Genomic DNA, 15460 nt, shown 5'->3' with positions numbered 1-15460 from the left:
GGATCCCGGCGCTCCGGGCCGGGCGCGTTCATCGCCGGTACGGAGAACGGATGAAGGCCCCGGACACCCGGGGCCTTCATCCGTTACCGCGAACCTCCTATCCCGCCGGGGCTGTTCACCGGCCCGCGGCCCGGTGAGCCCCGGCCCCGGCGGCACCGCGCCGGTTCACTGCTGGGGCGGCTGGCCCGGCTGGCCCGGCGGCACGGGGTACTGGGGCGGCCAGCCGTAACCGCCCTGCGGCTGCTGCGGCCAGGCCGGCGGCTGCGGCGGGGCCTGGCCGGGCTGCTGTCCCGGCTGCGGCGGAGAGGGCTGCGCCCCCGGCTGCCCCGGCGGAGGAGGCGGCGGTGCCCCGCCCGGCTGGGCGTACGGCTGCCCGGGCTGCTGCCCGTACGGGGCCTGCTGGTACTGGCCGGGGAGCGGCGGGGCCGTCTGCGGCGGCGGGCCGCCGTTGGGTGTCCACAGGCCCTGCTCCTGCTGGGCGCGGACGAAGTCCTCGGCGACGAGCGCGGAGAGGTTGAAGTACGCCTCGCGGGTCTTCGGCCGCATCATGTCGAGGTCCACTTCGGCGCCGGCGGCCAGGTGTTCGTCGAAGGGGACCACCACGACGCCCCGGCAGCGGGTCCGGAAGTGCGCCACGATGTCGTCCACCTTGATCATCTTGCCGGTCTCCCGCACGCCCGAGATGACGGTGAGGCTGCGCTGCACCAGCTCGGCGTAGCCGTGCGCGGAGAGCCAGTCCAGGGTGGTGCTGGCGCTGCTCGCCCCGTCGACGGAGGGGGTGGAGATGATGATGAGCTGGTCGGCGAGGTCGAGCACCCCGCGCATGGCGCTGTAGAGCAGGCCGGTGCCCGAGTCGGTGAGGATGATCGGGTACTGCTTGCCCAGGACGTCCAGGGCGCTGCGGTAGTCCTCGTCGTTGAAGGTCGTCGAGACGGCGGGGTCCACGTCGTTGGCGATGATCTCCAGGCCGGAGGGAGCCTGCGAGGTGAACCGGCGGATGTCCATGTAGCTGTGGAGGTGCGGGATCGCCTGCACCAGGTCCCGGATGGTGGCGCCGGTCTCCCGGCGGACGCGGCGGCCGAGGGTGCCCGCGTCCGGGTTGGCGTCGATGGCCAGGATCTTGTCCTGGCGCTCGGTGGCGAGCGTCGCGCCGAGGGCGGTGGTGGTCGTGGTCTTGCCGACGCCGCCCTTGAGGCTGATCACCGCGATGCGGTAGCAGGAGAGGACCGGCGTCCGGATCAGGTCCAGCTTCCGCTGCCGCTCCGCCTCCTCCTTCTTGCCGCCGAGACGGAACCGCGAACCGGCGCCCGGGGCCTTGCTCTTGGGCTTCGGCTTGTTGTTGCGCAGCAGCCGGTCGGAGGAGAGCTCCACGGCGGCCGTGTAGCCGAGCGGTGCGCCGTGGGCGGCCTGCCGGCGGTCCTCGGGGCTGACGGTCGGCCAGCCGCCGGTGCGGGGGTCCACCGGGGCCTGCGGGGGCGGCGCGGCGTAGCCCTGCTGCTGCGGCTGGGCGGCGGGCGGGGCCGCGTCCGCCTGGGGGTACGGCTGCGGGCCCTGCGGCTGCGGTGCGGTGCCGGGCGCGGGGGCGCCGGGCTGCGGGTAGCCGTAGCCGGGCTGGGCGCCCTGGGCGGCCGCCGGGTCGTACTGCTGCGGCGGCTGCGGGTGTTGGGGCTGGTGGGCCGGCGGTTGCGGCCCGGCCGCCTCCCCCGCGCCGGGCGCGGCCGGGGCTCCGGACTGCGGGTAGCCGTAACCGGCCTGGGGGTGCTGGGGTGCCGCGGGCCCGTGCGGGGGCCACGGGGCCGCGGGCTGCGGCGGTACGGGGGCCGGCCCGGCCGGGGGCTGCTGCGGGTAGCCGTAACCGGGAGCGGGCGGCGGGCCGGGGGGTGTGTCGGCGGCCTGGAAGGACGGGGGCAGCGGTGGCAGCCCGCCCTGCGGCGTACCCGGTCCCGCAGGCGGGCCGGGTGCCTGCGGGGGGACGAGCGGAGCGCCCGGGGCGGGCTGCGCCGGCCGGTCGGCGGGCGGGGCCCCGGCGGGAGCGGTGCCGGAGGACTCACCGTCCGGGGCGGCTCCGGTGTTGTCCGGGCCCGGGCCGTCCGGGTGCGTGTCGCCGCCGGAGGCTCCGTCCTCGGCCGGGCGCGGCCCGCCGGGCGCGTCAGTGGCGGGGGTGCCTTCGTCCGCGCGGCCGGCCGCGTCGCCGCCCTCCGCGTCCTCTCCGCCGCCGGTCGCGCCGTCCGCCGGCTGTCCGGCGGAGCGGCCGGCGATCTCCTGGCGCAGCGCGGCCGCCGAGAAGCGCATGGTGGCGCCGCCGGGCGGCGGACGCTCGTCACCGCCCTCGCCGGTCTCGTCCGCGGCACCGGGGGAGGGCGCGTCCGGCGCCGCGGCGGCCGGGCCCTCGCCCTCCGGGCCGTGCGCGGGGGACGCGGGCTCCGGCGCCGGGGCCGGGGGTGCCGGAGGCATCGGGGGCATGGCCGGTGCCGCGGCGGGCGGCGGATACGGGGCCTGCTGCGGTACGGAGGCGTGCGGAGGCGCCGCCGGCGGCGGGGCCGGGTCGGCCGGTGCCGGGTCGGTCGGTGCCGGGCCCGGCGGGGGGACGGCGGGCCCGTCCGCGGGTTCGAATCCGCCGTGCGCCGGCAGCCCCGGCACGCCGGCGGCCGGGGTTCCCGCCGGAGGCGGGGGCGGGGGCGCGGCGGTGCCCGGTGGCGGCCCGGCGGCCTCCGGCGCGCCGTCCCCGGCCGCGGGGGCACCGGGGGTGTTCTGCGTGTACCAGGCCGGCGGGGTGTAGTCGATGGTGAACTCGCCCGTCTGTTCGTGCTCGTGCTCCGCGTCGGACGGGTCCTCGCCGGGTGTGGTTCCGCCCGCGCGGATCTCGTCCCGATCGCTGCTCACAATGCCTCCTGGTGTGGTGTTGCACCCTCATGGGCCGTACCGCGGCGGCCTTTCAGCGGCCTCCGCACCGGCGCGCCCCGTGATGACGCGGCGGCCGCGCCCGCAGATTGTGCCGCCGACTCCCGGCCAAGCCTAATCACCGGGACCCTGTGTCCGGCAGGCCCGTCCGGCGCGGACCGGCGGCCCGTGTCTCCGTGATGCCCGGTGGACGGGCCGTGCGTCACCCGCCGTGCCCCGCGGCGGTCCGCCCAACTCCCGGGCACCACCCGGCCGGAGCCGTACCGGGGACCCGGCCCGTACCCCCGGCCCGCCGGGCGTCCCGGCTCCCCGGCCACCCGGGACCCCGCCGCGCGGGGACGGCCCCGCTCGCTACACCAAAGGGTGACTCCCTCGCCCGGACCCCACGGTGCCGAGACCCGCCGTCCCGCCCTCCGCCACGCCGCTCCCGGCGGCCTCCCGGGCGGGCCCGCCGGAACTCGCCCGACCCGCACGACGCGTGCGGAGTACCCAACGGCATAGTAGAGGGCCGAGGGGACGGAGCACGGTCCAACGAGCCGCGCACACGGGGGAGATGCGGGTCTATGGGGTCGCGGTGCGACGAGCGCGGAGCCGGGGCCCGGCGGGTGCCGGTCCCGGCCCACGCCGGCCCGGAACCCTGGGAACTGGCCGTCACGGAGCAGACGGTGGCCGTGGCCGCCCAGGGCGTCACGACCGTCTACCGCATCGCCGACCGGAAGGCCGTCCAGCAGCTCGACCGGTCTGCGCATCCCTGACGGGCTCCGAGGAGTTCCTGATCGTCGCCTACGCATAGCCGCCGCCCGCCGGGACGGTGAAGCCCGGCACGGCATACGCTCATCCCGCCCCGCCCCACCGGGCGGGCGCCGCCGGCCCGCCGGACCGTCCGCCCGCTCGCCGGGCGGGCGGCCCGGGCCCGTCCACCGACCCGTATCCACCGACGCACCGCACCACCAACGAGGGAACCCACCATGTCGCAGCCGCCTCCGCCGCCGAACCAGCCGCCCAACCAACCCCCGAACCAGCCGCCCAGCCAGCCCCCGGGCCCCCCGCCGAACCAGCCGCCGCCCATGCCCCCGGCACCGCAGGGCGCGCCCGCCGGGCCGTGGAACCCACCGCAGCCCGGGCAGCAGCCCGGCCTTCCCTACGGGCAGCCCAACCCGTACGCGCAGCAGCCGGTGTACGGCGCGTACCCGCCGCCCACCATGCCCCCGCCCCCGCCCGGCGGTCCGGACAAGAAGCGCACGGCCATCATCATCGGCAGCGTCCTGGCGGTCCTGCTCGCCGTCGGCGGAACGGTCTTCGCCGTCTCCGGCGGTGACGACGACGGCGCCAAGCCCTCCGCCGGCGCCGGCGAGAAGGGCGGTGGCGAGGACGGCGACAGCGCCGAGATCGACGGCGGCGGCGGTGACGGCGACGACGAAGCGGGCGCCCGCCCGGGCGACGACGGCCTCACCGGCTCCGGCGGCAAGGGCGAGGGCAAGGTGCTGTGGCAGAAGCCGGCGCCCGACGTGCCCAAGTCCGGTGTGGACACCCCCGGGTTCTGGCTGGCCGACGGCTCCGCCGTGAAGGCCGCGCTGGAGTCCGTCACCGCCTATGACGCCGGGAAGGGCAAGGAGAAGTGGTCCGTCGAACTCGGCGGCCCCGTCTGCGCGTCCTCCGTCAACGCCACGTCCGACGGCAGAGTCGCCGTCGCCTACGAGGGCGAGAAGAAGGACAAGTGCAGCCACCTGGCGCTGATCGACCTGAAGAAGGGCAAGAAGGTCTGGGACAAGGCCCTGCCCCAGGGCGGCGGATTCGGCGGCTTCATCGGCACCACGGTGGCGGTCGGCGGCGACACCGTCGGCTCCTCCTGGTTCGGCGGATCGGCCCTGTTCCGGCTGGAGGACGGCAAGGAACTGACGGACACGGCACGGGTCAGCGGGTGCACCCCCAACGGCTTCGCGGGCGGCGGGACGTTCCTGCTGCGGTCGTACTCCTGCACCGAGGGCGGCCGGCTCCAGAAGCTCTCCTCCGGCGGCAAGGCCGAGTGGACGTACCAGGCCCCCAAGGGCTTCAACGTCAGCAACATCTTCTCCGCCGACCCCGTCGTCGTCTCCCTCTCCGACAAGGACAACAAGTCCGGCGGCATCCTGGCGATCGGCGGCGACGGCAAGGTCCGCTCGCAGATCGATCTCGGCAAGGAGACCTACCGCCCGGCCTGCGGCCTGCGGATCATGTCGCAGAAGCTGGACGGCTGCCAGGGCGTCGCGGCGAGCGACGACACGTTCTACCTGCCGACCGAGGACAAGAAGCAGAGCGGTGACGGCTTCGGCCGCTACAACGAGATCCACGCCTTCGACCTGGACACCGGCAAGCGGAAGTGGAAGTCCGCCGCGGGGGACGACCTGACGATGATGCCGCTGCGCACCGACGGCGGAAACCTCATCGCCTACCAGCGGCCCACCTATGAGAAGAGCGGCCGGATCGTCAGCATCGGCGCCAAGGGCGGCAAGCCGACGACGCTGATGCAGAACCCGGCGGCCGCGCGCGACGCGGAGAACGGCTTCTACTCCCCGTTCCTGGTGTACGAGGACGGCCGCTTCTACCTCGCCTCGGACCGGGTGACGGGCACCTCCAGCGGCTCCCCGGAGAAGCTGCTCCTGGTCATCGGGAAGGGCTGACAGCGCCGGAGGGCCTCCCCGGACCGGACGCGCGGGAACGCGCCGGGACCGGGGAGGCCGCCGGACCGCGACGGCGCCTCGCGCGCCCCGTGGCGGCCCGTACCCCTCATTCCATCCGGCGGGCCATGCCCAGCAGGCCCGTCTCGGCGTCCGTGCCGGTGGTCATCACCCAGTGGCGCTCACTCCCCGAACACCACAGCGTCACACCGTCCGCGAGGGTCGGCAGGGCGTCGCTCTCGGCCCTCGACAACCCCAGGATCCGGCCGATCTGCCCGGCCTCCTGCGGAGACACCCGCTGCACGCCCACCAGGGTGGCGCCGCGCAGCAACCGGGGCCCCACCGGGCTCAGATAGGGGAGCAGCGTCAGGACCGACTGCCAGGGGGACGAGACCACCCGGCCCCGCGGGGGCTTCATTCCGCAGTCCCGCACCACCAGAACCGGACTCCCCACCGTGGCACCCATGGGCGGCACATGGCCGACCTCGTGCAGGGTGATGCACTCCAGGCCGGCACCCGCCGCATGGACGAGGCGGGTCCACTCCTGCGGACGGCCGGTCTCCACGGCCACACGCGCGCCGGTGCCCGCCGCCCGCAGGGCCAGCACCTGAGCCGTCCAGAGACCGCCGATCAGCAGGACGTCGTAGGGCACCGACCGGTGGAATCCCACCAGTTGCGGGTGGCCCTCGGCGTCGTCCCCGATCACCACACCGTCGTCCCCCACCGGCAGGGAGAGCAGGTCCAGATCGCCCGTGTCCATGGTGTGACCGCCCCCGCGGGGGCCGCGGAGGCCTCGCGGCATCCGCGCCGCCGGTTCCGTACGGGCCATCAGCGGGCACCTCCCAGCGGCAGGGTGGCGAGCACACCGGGAAGCTGTTCCCGGTCCAGCCGCACCAGTCCGATGCCCGCCCCCCGCGCGGCCTGCTCGACGGCACGCCGCACGCCCACCAGTTCGGTGTCGGAGCCCCCGGTGACCCTGATGTGGCCGGAGACGTCCACCGACCCCCGGTGCGGGCCCGGCCGCAAGGAGATGCTGAACGTGGTGGCGTACGCCGGTGCGGCGGTGACCAGCGACACCAGCCGGTGCAGCGGCATCGCGGCGGGGCCCAGCTCGGGCCAGCGCCCCACGGCGTAGGTGGTGTGCCAGCGGTCGTCACACCGCCAGACGCGTGATGTCTCGACGGTGCGCCGCTGCGGCGCGCTGTCCGGGAGCCCGGCGCGCGCCGACAGCCGCGGGCTGGCACACGCCGCGGTCGCCACCGCGGAGTTGAGCTCCTCCTGGTTCAGGACGACGGCCTGGAATCCGGCCCCGGTGATCCGGCTCGCCACATGGTCCGCCGCCCGCGCGAGGCAGCGCTGCGCCCCCGCCGGCCCGCCGCCGCGCGCCTCGACGGCCTCCCGGCAGAGCTCCGGGTCCAGCTTCACCGCGACCCAGGTCATCCTGAGCGCGGGCGCGCCCGTCCGCGCCTGCAGCGGGGCGTACGAGAGCCGCGCGACCGCCTGCTGCGGCAGATGCGGGGCGGGCGCCGACCGCACCTGCTGCACCAGCTGCACCGACTCCAGCACGATGTCGTCCATCCGGAGGGCACGCCCGAGCAGCGACAGCGGCAGCGCGCGGGCGCCGGCGGCGGGCCGCAGCGAGGACCCGCCCGCCTCGACCCGCACCACCGCGGCCAGGAAGGTGCCGTCACCGAGCATCCCGACGGTACGGCGGTTCCGGTCGATGTGCGGGAACGGGCGGAAACCGGGGACGTTCTCCGCGACGGGAGCCAGCGACGGGTCGGTCTCCGGCGCGGGCGGCCCGGCCGTACGCCCGCGTCCGCGCAGGGCCAGAACCGTCGCGATCCAGTCCGGCATCGCGTGGCCGCGGCGGCGGATCACGGCCGGCAGAAGCAGCAGGCAGGCGACGGCCACGGCGGGTACCGGCCAGACGCCGCCGAGCGCGAAACCGGCCGCCGCCACGGCGAGCGCCGCCTCCACCAGCACCAGCTGGCGCAGCGGGAAGGAACCGGTGCGGCCGGTGCGCGACAGGGGGCGGAGGCTCGTCGTCCGGGGCCGTGGCGCGGTGACCGCCCCGGAGCCGTCCGGCTGCCGGGAGCCGGACGGCTCCGGACCGGTGGCCGGACCGGTTCGCGCGCGCGTCGCCGTCCCCATCGCCGTGTTGCCCCCTCGTGTTCAATTCACCCACGCCCCGGAGGCGTTGAACGGCCGTCACCCTACCTGAGCAACGGGCCCCGGGCACCGGCAGGCATAGTAGGGGCCGGCACGGCGGCAGGGCTCCCCCACCGGTGGCGGACCTGCCCGTCCAGCGGGGAGAGGCAACGGACATATGACATCACGGCGGGACGAACTCAACGCCTACACGTTCGCGAGGCGGAGACTGGTCGCGCAGTTCCTCCAGCCGAACGCGACCGGCTCGGAGGAGGGGGCACCGCGCCCGCTGCGCGCGGTGGTACCGGGGGCCGTCGTCGGCGTGGTCGTTCTCGCGGTGTTCGGCGCCTGGGGCATGTTCAAACCGGTCGCCCCCAAGGGCTGGGACGTGCCCGAGGAACACGTGATCATCGCCAGCAAGTCCACCACCCGCTATGTGGTGCTGCGGACGGGCAGGAAGAAGCCGCAGCTCCACCCGGTGCTCAACATGGCGTCGGCCAAGCTGCTGCTCGCCCCCGACAAGGACAAGGTCATCACCGTCGACGAGGCGACGCTCGACAGCGGGAGGATCCCGCACGGAGCCACCCTCGGCATCCCCTACGCCCCCGACCGGCTCCCGGAACCCGAGGAGGCCGGCAAGGCCATGCGCTGGGTCGTCTGCGAGCGCCCCGGGCAGGGCGGCCGCGCCATCCAGAAGGCGGCCTTCGTCCTCGCCGAGCGCGAAATGGCGAAGACCGAGGGGACGAACCGGCTGCGCGGCGGTGAACTGCTCTACGTGGAGGGCCCCGACAAGACCCGCTACGTCGTCGACCCCGCCGGCACCGCCTACCCCCTGGCGGAGGACAAGGTGCTGCTCCGCCTGCTCGTCGGGCACGACCACAAGCCCCAGCGCGTCTCCGAGACCTGGCTGAAGACCCTTCACCGCGGTGACACCGTCGACTTCCCGACCGTGCCGGGCCCGGTGGGCGAGCCCGCCGGCGTTCCGGGCGAACTGGAGCCGGAGGCCGACAAGGTCGGCATGGTTCTCACCGCCACCGACGGCACACGCAAGCAGCGTTACGTCGTCCTGCAGGGCAGGGTCGCCCCGGTGTCCGACTTCACGGCCAAACTCCTGCTCAGCAGCCCGCAGCTGGTCGGGCTCAGCCCGGACGGGCGGGCGAAGCCCGTCAGCGCCGCCGCCTTCGAGCCCTCGGAGCCCTTCGGACGGGACAACCGGTGGCCCGAGTACGCGCCGCGTGCCGTCAACGAGGCCGGCACCGCGGAGGGCAGCCGCAACACCGTGTGCAACGTCCTCCGCGAGGTGGACGCCGACGACGGCTCCACCACGCTCAGCACCTGGGCCGGGACCGGCTTCCCCGCCCCGCTGCCGACCGGCTCCAGCAGCGCCTACGTCACCCCCGGATCCGGCCAGCTCTTCCGCCAGTTCAAGGGGTCCGAGACCGGCACCGGCTTCCTCTTCCTCGTCACCGACACCGGGCTCCGCTACGCCATGCAGTCCAACGGCGACAGCGCCGCGGAGGACTCCGGCATCGGGTCCTCCGGCTCGGAGCGGGAGAAGCAGCAACGGATGCAGGAAGCGCAGCAGGCGCAGAACCGGCTCGGCTACAAGGACGTCGATCCGCTGCCCGTCCCGGCGGCCTGGTCCACGTTCCTGCCGACCGGTCCGCGGCTGTCCACCGGCGCCGCGCGCCAGCCGCAGGGTTCGTGAGGGCCGGCGGACCCATGACCCTCATCCACCGTCTGTCCCCCGCCCACCGCCGCCCGCTCACCGCCGCGGCCGCGGCCGCGCTCACACTCACCGGCCTGTCGGCGGCCCCCGCTGCGGCCGACACACCGGGCCAGTGCACCTTCCCCGGAAAGCCGTACGAGGGCCGTCCCTGGGCGCTCCAGCGGGTCCTGCTCGACGAGCTGTGGAAGCAGTCGACGGGTGAAGGGGTCCGGGTCGCCGTGATCGACACCGGCGTCGACGCCCGCCACCCCCAGCTCCGGGACGCCGTGGACGCCGGAAGCGGCAGGAACCTGCTGCCGAAGGACCTCGAGGACGAGAACGGCAACAAGCTCGAACGAGGCAAGGAGAACGGCACCACCGACACGGTCGGCCACGGCACCAAGGTCGCCGGGATCATCGCCGCCCGCCCCGCGAAGGGCACCGGCTTCGTCGGCCTGGCGCCGGACGCGACGATCATCCCCATCCAGCAGAACGACGCCGAGGGCCACGGCACCGCCGCCACCCTGGCCGCGGCCATCGCCCACGCGGTGGCGGAGAAGGCCGACGTGATCAACATCTCCCAGGACACGGCCAATGCCGTGGAGCCGGACCCGGCGCTCAAGCAGGCCATCGACGCGGCGCTGGCCCGGGACATCGTGGTCGTGGCGTCGGCGGGCAACGACGGCCTCGGCGGCAACGACAAGAAGACGTACCCCGCCTCCTACCCGGGTGTCCTGGCCGTCGCCTCGTCCGACCGCAACAACGAACGCGCCCCGTTCTCCCAGTCGGGCGACTTCGTCGGCATCGCGGCCCCCGGCGTCGACATGGTCTCCACCGTCCCCGGCGGCGGCCACTGCGCCGACAACGGCACCAGCTTCTCCGCCCCCTACGTCGCCGCGATCGCAGCGCTCGTCAAGGGCAAGCACCCGGACTGGGAACAGGAGGAGATCACCGCCCAGCTCCAGCAGACGGCCGAGCGCTCCGTCGCCGGCCGCGACCGGCTGGTGGGCTGGGGCGTCGTCGACCCGGTACGCGCCCTCACCGAGGACGACGCACCCGTCCGGGAGCCACGCGCCCGCGAGGGCCTGACCAAGGCCGAGGCACCCACCCCGGCCGAACTGCACCTGGGGGAGACCCCGGAGGAGCGCAACGTGCGGCTGGCGACCTATGTCCTCGTGGGCGGCGGCGTGCTGGTCGCGTCGATCAGCGGCGGCGCGGTGGCCCTGCGCGACTGGCGCCGGCGGACGGGAGGACGGGCCGCGGCGGGGGCGGAGGACTGACGGAGCCGTGCGGCGACCCGCGACCGTGACGTACCGTCAACCCGTGCACACGGGATGGGTCTAGGGTTGCTCCCGCACGAACACCGGAGAAGTACCGGCGGGACCGAAAGAGACTTGGGACTGTCACACCCAGTGGCTACGGTTGGCTGACCGCAGTCGGCTGAAGGCCGGACACCACGGCCCGTCGTGACGGCTGTTGCAGTGAAAACGGGGAGGATGAGCACTCGTGCTCGGAGCGGTGAACGGCGGGGGCAGCGGTGGCGACTGACCTCGAACTGGGCGTGGACGCCCTCAAGAAGTTCCGGTCCCGGGTCGACGGCCTGCTGACGGAGCTGGAGAGCGGGGACGGCGGCACCTCCAAGGTGGCGCTGGAGCGAGTCACCCGCGCCTCGTTCAGCGGCACGAGCCTGCCGTTCGCCGAGGCGGACGGCTTCTACCTGCAGTACAACCGCGTCCACAAGGCGCTGGTCGAGCTCTCCAGGTCCCTCGGCGACCAGATCGAGATGCTGAGCATCGCCGTCCACGCCGCGGACGTCGGCTTCGACAACGTGGAGCAGGACCTGCGACGCCGGTTCCACGACATCAGGGTGCGACTGGAGGCGGCGGCGAAGGCGGAAGCGGAGCGGGACGAGGCGGCACCTCCGGAGCAGCCCCGTCAGGACGTCACGCGCGGTACCACGGAACTGGGGTGATCGCTGATGAGCGATGAGGACCAGAAGCCCGAGCTGACTCCCGAGGAGCAGCAGAAGGCTGACGCGGCAGAGATCAGGACCGAGTTCGGCGCCGCCGACATGATGGAGCGGATGCCGGACTTCTTCCGGGGAGCCTTCGGCCTCGGGCCCGGCAAGAGTGTCTTCGGCCGGACGGACTTCGAAGGCGCGCGGCTTAATCCGATGCTCGACCTTCTGGAAAGTGCGAACCCCTCCGACTTGGAGGACGCCGGAAGATCTCTCTTGAACGCCACGAAAGCGCTCAACGATGCGGCGGACGATCTCAGCAAGTTCGTCGCGAAGACCGAGTGGAAGGGCGAAGCGGCCACCGAGTTCCAGCGGTACGGACAGGAACTGGTCAAGTACGCCTGGGAACTGGGTACGTTTGCCAACGCGGTCGGCACCCAGATGAAGGTGGCGAGCACGGGCCTTTCCTCCGTGCGCAGCGCCCGGCCGCCGCGCGACGGCCGGATCGTGCAGAAGAAGCCCGAGGACTTCGCCGCCCCGGAACGCACCGAGGACAATCCGGAGTACCAGAAGGCTCTCCAGGTCGAGAAGGACCGCCAGGAGGCCATCAACCAGATGAACCGCCTGGCGTCCTTCTACGCGGTCTCGGAGGAGAGACTGGCCTCCCAGGAGCCCCCGAAGCCCCCGGGGGCGCTGAATGCGCCGGTGCCGGTGCCGGCGTCCGCACCGTACGCATTTGGTACAGGCCAGGCTTCCACGGGGGCGGGAGCTTCGGACGCCTCCCAGCCGCGAGCGGTTCACCAGGAGATGGAAGCCACTGGGGCGGCGGGTGCGTCTCGCGCAGGGACCGGTTTCGACGGGCGGCCTCCGGTCCCGAGCCCTTCGATGGAGATCGACAGTGTCCAGACCCCTCCGGCGCCCACCGCACCCGGAGGTCCCGCGCCGACGGCTCCCGCCCCCGGCACGGCCGGTGACCACCAAGGGCCCTCCATGGGGCCGAACTTCGGCAATCCCGGACGCCACCCCGGCCCGCCCCGCACGGTGGGTACACCGGGGTCTCCCCGATCCGGAAGCCCTGGGGTACCTCGTACGACCGGGCGGCCCGGACCAGCCGGAGGGCCGGCCTCCACGCCGCCCGGACGTGTGACCGGAATGCCTGGGCGGCCCGGTATGCCCGGCGCTCCCACCACGGGCCAGGCCACGGGACACCCCGGTCCCATGGGACGTCCGGGGCCGATGGGGACTCCGGCGAATGCCACCGGACGTACACCCGCGACCAGCCCCCGGGGCCAAACTCCGGTGGGTGGGCGGCCGGGTACGCCCGGGCCGACACCATCCGGACGTCCCGGACCCGGTGCGACGCGGGACCGGACACCTCTGGCCGCGCACCCGGGGACGGCAGGCCGGTTCACGGCAGGAAGCCCCGGCTCCCCGGCCGGTCCTCGCGTCGGCCGGGGAGCCGGCATTGTCGGAGGCACGCCTCAGCCCGGTCCTGCCGGCCCCGCCGGAGCGCGCGTCCCCCGGGGAACTGTCGTCGGCGGAGTGCCCGACACCACGCGGCGTCCTTCCAGTGCGCGGCACCACCAGCAAGGCGTGGTCGGTGTCGGCCCGCCGAGAGGGACCTCCCCGGCCGCCGGTCGCGGCGCTCCCTCGTCGAGCAATGTCGTCGGCGGCGGCACGGGGACGGGCGGCACCGGATCCCGGGCGGGCTCACAGGGCACAGCTGCCGGTGAGCGTTCCGGTCAGCGGCCCGCCGGGCAGAGCCCGTCCGGGAACGAGGACCGGCAGCGCCCCGAGCCGGAACGCCCATATCACCTGACCGAGGACGAGCGGATGGGCCGGCGGCGTGGTGCCGTGCCACCGGTGATCGAATAAACACTGGAAGGTTCGGAAGTCAGGATGACGGCAGTGATGACGCAGGTGCGGTGGCCCGGGCCCCGACATCTCCTCCGGCGGATTCTCTCCACCGTGACCGCGGTGGGACTCCTCGGGACGGCCCTCATCGGCGCTGCACCTGCCGCTGCAGCCGCCGATGTGCAGTCGAAGCAGTGGTATCTGAAGGCCATGCACGCCGAGGAGATCTGGAAGACGGCCACTGGGAAAGGCATCAAGGTCGCTGTCATCGACACGGGAGTCAATCCCTCCACGGCGTCGCTCAAGGGGCAGGTGGAGAAGGGCCGCGATCTGACGGGCACGGAGGGGGAGGCCACCGATGACTACGAGGGCCATGGCACCACCATGGCCGAGTTGATCGCCGGCAAAGGGCGAGGAGGGCTGCGCGGTCTTGCGCCGGACGCCAAGATCATCCCCTTCCGCGTCGTGGAAAGCGAATTGGAGAAGAGAAAGGGGGCCAGCAAGGTCAATACCTGGAGCATCAGGGATGCCATCAGGGCGGCGGCTGAGAGCGATGCGGACATCATCAACGTGTCGTTTGGCGTTGACATCCCCATTTCCGATGACGAAGAAGCGGTCGAGTACGCGCTGAAGAAAGGGAAACTTTTCTTCGCCGCGGCCGGTAACAACGCCAAGGAGGGGAACAAAGCCAACTACCCCGCCAGTTACCCGGCCGCGGTCAGCGTCGCCGCCATGGGCCCGGGCGGTGAAGTGGCCGATTACTCCCAGCACGGGGAGTTTGTGGATCTCGCCGCTCCGGGGGACTCCATTCCCTCCTGGTGCGACAGCACCTTCACGCGTTACTGCGACGGCGACGGCGGAACCAGCGCCGCCAGCGCTCTCGCCTCCGCGTCCGCCGCTCTGATCTGGTCCGCGCATCCGGACTGGACGGCCAACCAGGTCCTCCGCGTCATGCTGGAGTCCGCAGGACGCGGAGAAGGGTGGAAGAAGGGCACCGTCAGCAACTATCTCGGTCATGGCATCGTCCGCCCCGGCGCCCATATCAACCGCGGTATCGGCAAGCCCGGTGATCCGGATATCAACCCCCTGACGAACAAGAAGACCGGCCCCGGCGCTGCGGAGGAGCAGAAGCAGTCGCAACAGCCCAAGGACTCCGCATCACCGTCACCGAAGGCCCCGGAGGGCAAGCCCGGAGCCGAGGCAGCCGTGGCGGGCTCAGAGGAGAAGGCCGGCGGCGGGAGCCTCGGCATCATCCTCGGCGGAGTGGCCGCAGCGGCCGCGCTGGCCGGCGGCGCCCTCTTCGTACTCCGCCGACGGCGCGGCGCGTGACTCCGGGCCGTTCCGGCACCCGAAACAACTGATCCCCCGCGCGCTGCCCGGAAGAGGCGGCCGCGTCCCACAGGGAACCCAACAGAGGAAGAAGGACATATGACGGTCCAGAAGGTCGGCGATCAGGATCTCAAGCTCTTCCAGGATGAGATCACCACGCAGTTCGAGAGCATCAAGGGCGAGGTGAAGAAGCTCCAGGGGACCATCGACGGACTCGAGGGCCGCTGGAAGGGCGTCGGTGCGGGCGCCTTCGACCTGAAGCAGAACGAGATCAACCAGGCCATGGTCCGCATCTCGCGCCTGCTGCTCAACTTCCAGGAAGCGATCCAGGTGACCCGTACCACCGCGGGCAACACCGAGGACGAGGTCCAGGCGGCCCTGCGCGGGGTCGACGTGACCGCCGGTTTCTCCGGCGACGCCGCGGCGGAGAAGCAGGCCGTCTCCAACATCGCCAAGTACTGACGAGGGACGCGATCTCGCGCGTTCCGTCCCTCTCCCGACTTCCAAGCCACCAGGAGCAGTCACATGGCCAACAACAACGGCGACATCATGCTCGTCACCTACTCCTCGCTCGACGAAGCAGCCAACAGCATCGACGTGAGCGCGCGGCGGCTGGACGAGTCGCTCGAAGCCCTCCAGAAGAAGATCCGGGCCGTCTCGAACACCTTCGAGGGCGAGGCCAAGACCGCGGCCGACGGAGCCCACGCGAAGTGGGACAAGGAGACGCGGATCATCCAGCAGGCCCTGAAGAGCATCGCGAAGGCGGTCCGCGAGGCGGGCCCGACCTACCAGGCCGGCGACAAGAAGGCCGCAAGCCACTTCTGAGCACCGGCCCGGCGGCAGAGCAGCCACACAGCACAAGAACGGCGGGATGGACGCGCACGGGAGGCGCCCACCCCGCCG

At 73.4% G+C, this 15460-nt stretch carries 11 protein-coding genes; 8 read left to right on the top strand and 3 right to left on the bottom strand.

The features are described from left to right. Nucleotides 1–165: 165 nt before the first annotated feature. Nucleotides 166–2883 (bottom strand): SCO5717 family growth-regulating ATPase, encoded by a 2718-nt coding sequence (locus tag SXIN_RS07850; RefSeq protein WP_095756779.1) that lies wholly within the window; start codon nucleotides 2881–2883, stop codon nucleotides 166–168. Between the two features lie 581 nt (nucleotides 2884–3464). Between SXIN_RS07850 and SXIN_RS07845 the strand changes: the two genes are divergently transcribed. Continuing rightward, nucleotides 3465–3656: a hypothetical protein gene (locus tag SXIN_RS07845; RefSeq protein WP_019706787.1), complete on the top strand. Its 192-nt coding sequence runs from the start codon at nucleotides 3465–3467 to the stop codon at nucleotides 3654–3656. A 312-nt stretch (nucleotides 3657–3968) separates the two neighbouring features. Then, nucleotides 3969–5561 (top strand): outer membrane protein assembly factor BamB family protein, encoded by a 1593-nt coding sequence (locus tag SXIN_RS07840; RefSeq protein ID WP_095756778.1) that lies wholly within the window; start codon nucleotides 3969–3971, stop codon nucleotides 5559–5561. Nucleotides 5562–5667: 106 nt separating this feature from the next. Here SXIN_RS07840 and SXIN_RS07835 read toward each other — a convergent pair whose 3' ends face one another. After that, nucleotides 5668–6387: a hypothetical protein gene (locus SXIN_RS07835; protein ID WP_019709777.1), complete on the bottom strand. Its 720-nt coding sequence runs from the start codon at nucleotides 6385–6387 to the stop codon at nucleotides 5668–5670. After that, complete coding sequence (gene eccE, locus SXIN_RS07830; protein WP_019709776.1) at nucleotides 6387–7712, bottom strand: type VII secretion protein EccE; 1326 nt, start codon at nucleotides 7710–7712, stop codon at nucleotides 6387–6389. The genes SXIN_RS07835 and eccE overlap by 1 nt, the downstream gene beginning before the upstream one ends. Nucleotides 7713–7887: 175 nt before the next feature. Here eccE and eccB point away from each other — a divergent pair, with 175 nt between their 5' ends. The 6 genes from eccB to SXIN_RS07795 all read left to right on the top strand — a co-directional run bounded on the left by eccB (nucleotide 7888) and on the right by SXIN_RS07795 (nucleotide 15382). Beyond that, nucleotides 7888–9417 (top strand): type VII secretion protein EccB, encoded by a 1530-nt coding sequence (gene eccB, locus SXIN_RS07825; protein ID WP_019709775.1) that lies wholly within the window; start codon nucleotides 7888–7890, stop codon nucleotides 9415–9417. Between the two features lie 14 nt (nucleotides 9418–9431). Further along, nucleotides 9432–10697: a type VII secretion-associated serine protease mycosin gene (gene mycP / locus SXIN_RS07820; RefSeq protein WP_019709774.1), complete on the top strand. Its 1266-nt coding sequence runs from the start codon at nucleotides 9432–9434 to the stop codon at nucleotides 10695–10697. A gap of 257 nt (nucleotides 10698–10954) precedes the next feature. Further along, nucleotides 10955–11389, top strand: coding sequence for a hypothetical protein (locus tag SXIN_RS07815; protein WP_019709773.1), 435 nt, complete (start codon nucleotides 10955–10957; stop codon nucleotides 11387–11389). 1953 nt (nucleotides 11390–13342) lie between these two features. Beyond that, nucleotides 13343–14557, top strand: coding sequence for a S8 family serine peptidase (locus SXIN_RS07805; protein WP_238153706.1), 1215 nt, complete (start codon nucleotides 13343–13345; stop codon nucleotides 14555–14557). 99 nt (nucleotides 14558–14656) lie between these two features. Beyond that, a complete protein-coding gene (locus SXIN_RS07800; RefSeq protein WP_019709771.1) occupies nucleotides 14657–15019 on the top strand; it encodes a WXG100 family type VII secretion target in 363 nt (120 codons plus the stop codon). Between the two features lie 63 nt (nucleotides 15020–15082). Further along, nucleotides 15083–15382, top strand: a complete 300-nt coding sequence (locus SXIN_RS07795; protein WP_019709770.1) for a WXG100 family type VII secretion target — start codon at nucleotides 15083–15085, stop codon at nucleotides 15380–15382. Nucleotides 15383–15460: the final 78 nt, after the last annotated feature.

The organism is Streptomyces xinghaiensis S187 (assembly GCF_000220705.2).
Lineage (GTDB): Bacteria > Actinomycetota > Actinomycetes > Streptomycetales > Streptomycetaceae > Streptomyces > Streptomyces xinghaiensis.
This window is presented reverse-complemented; position numbering and strand designations above follow the sequence as displayed.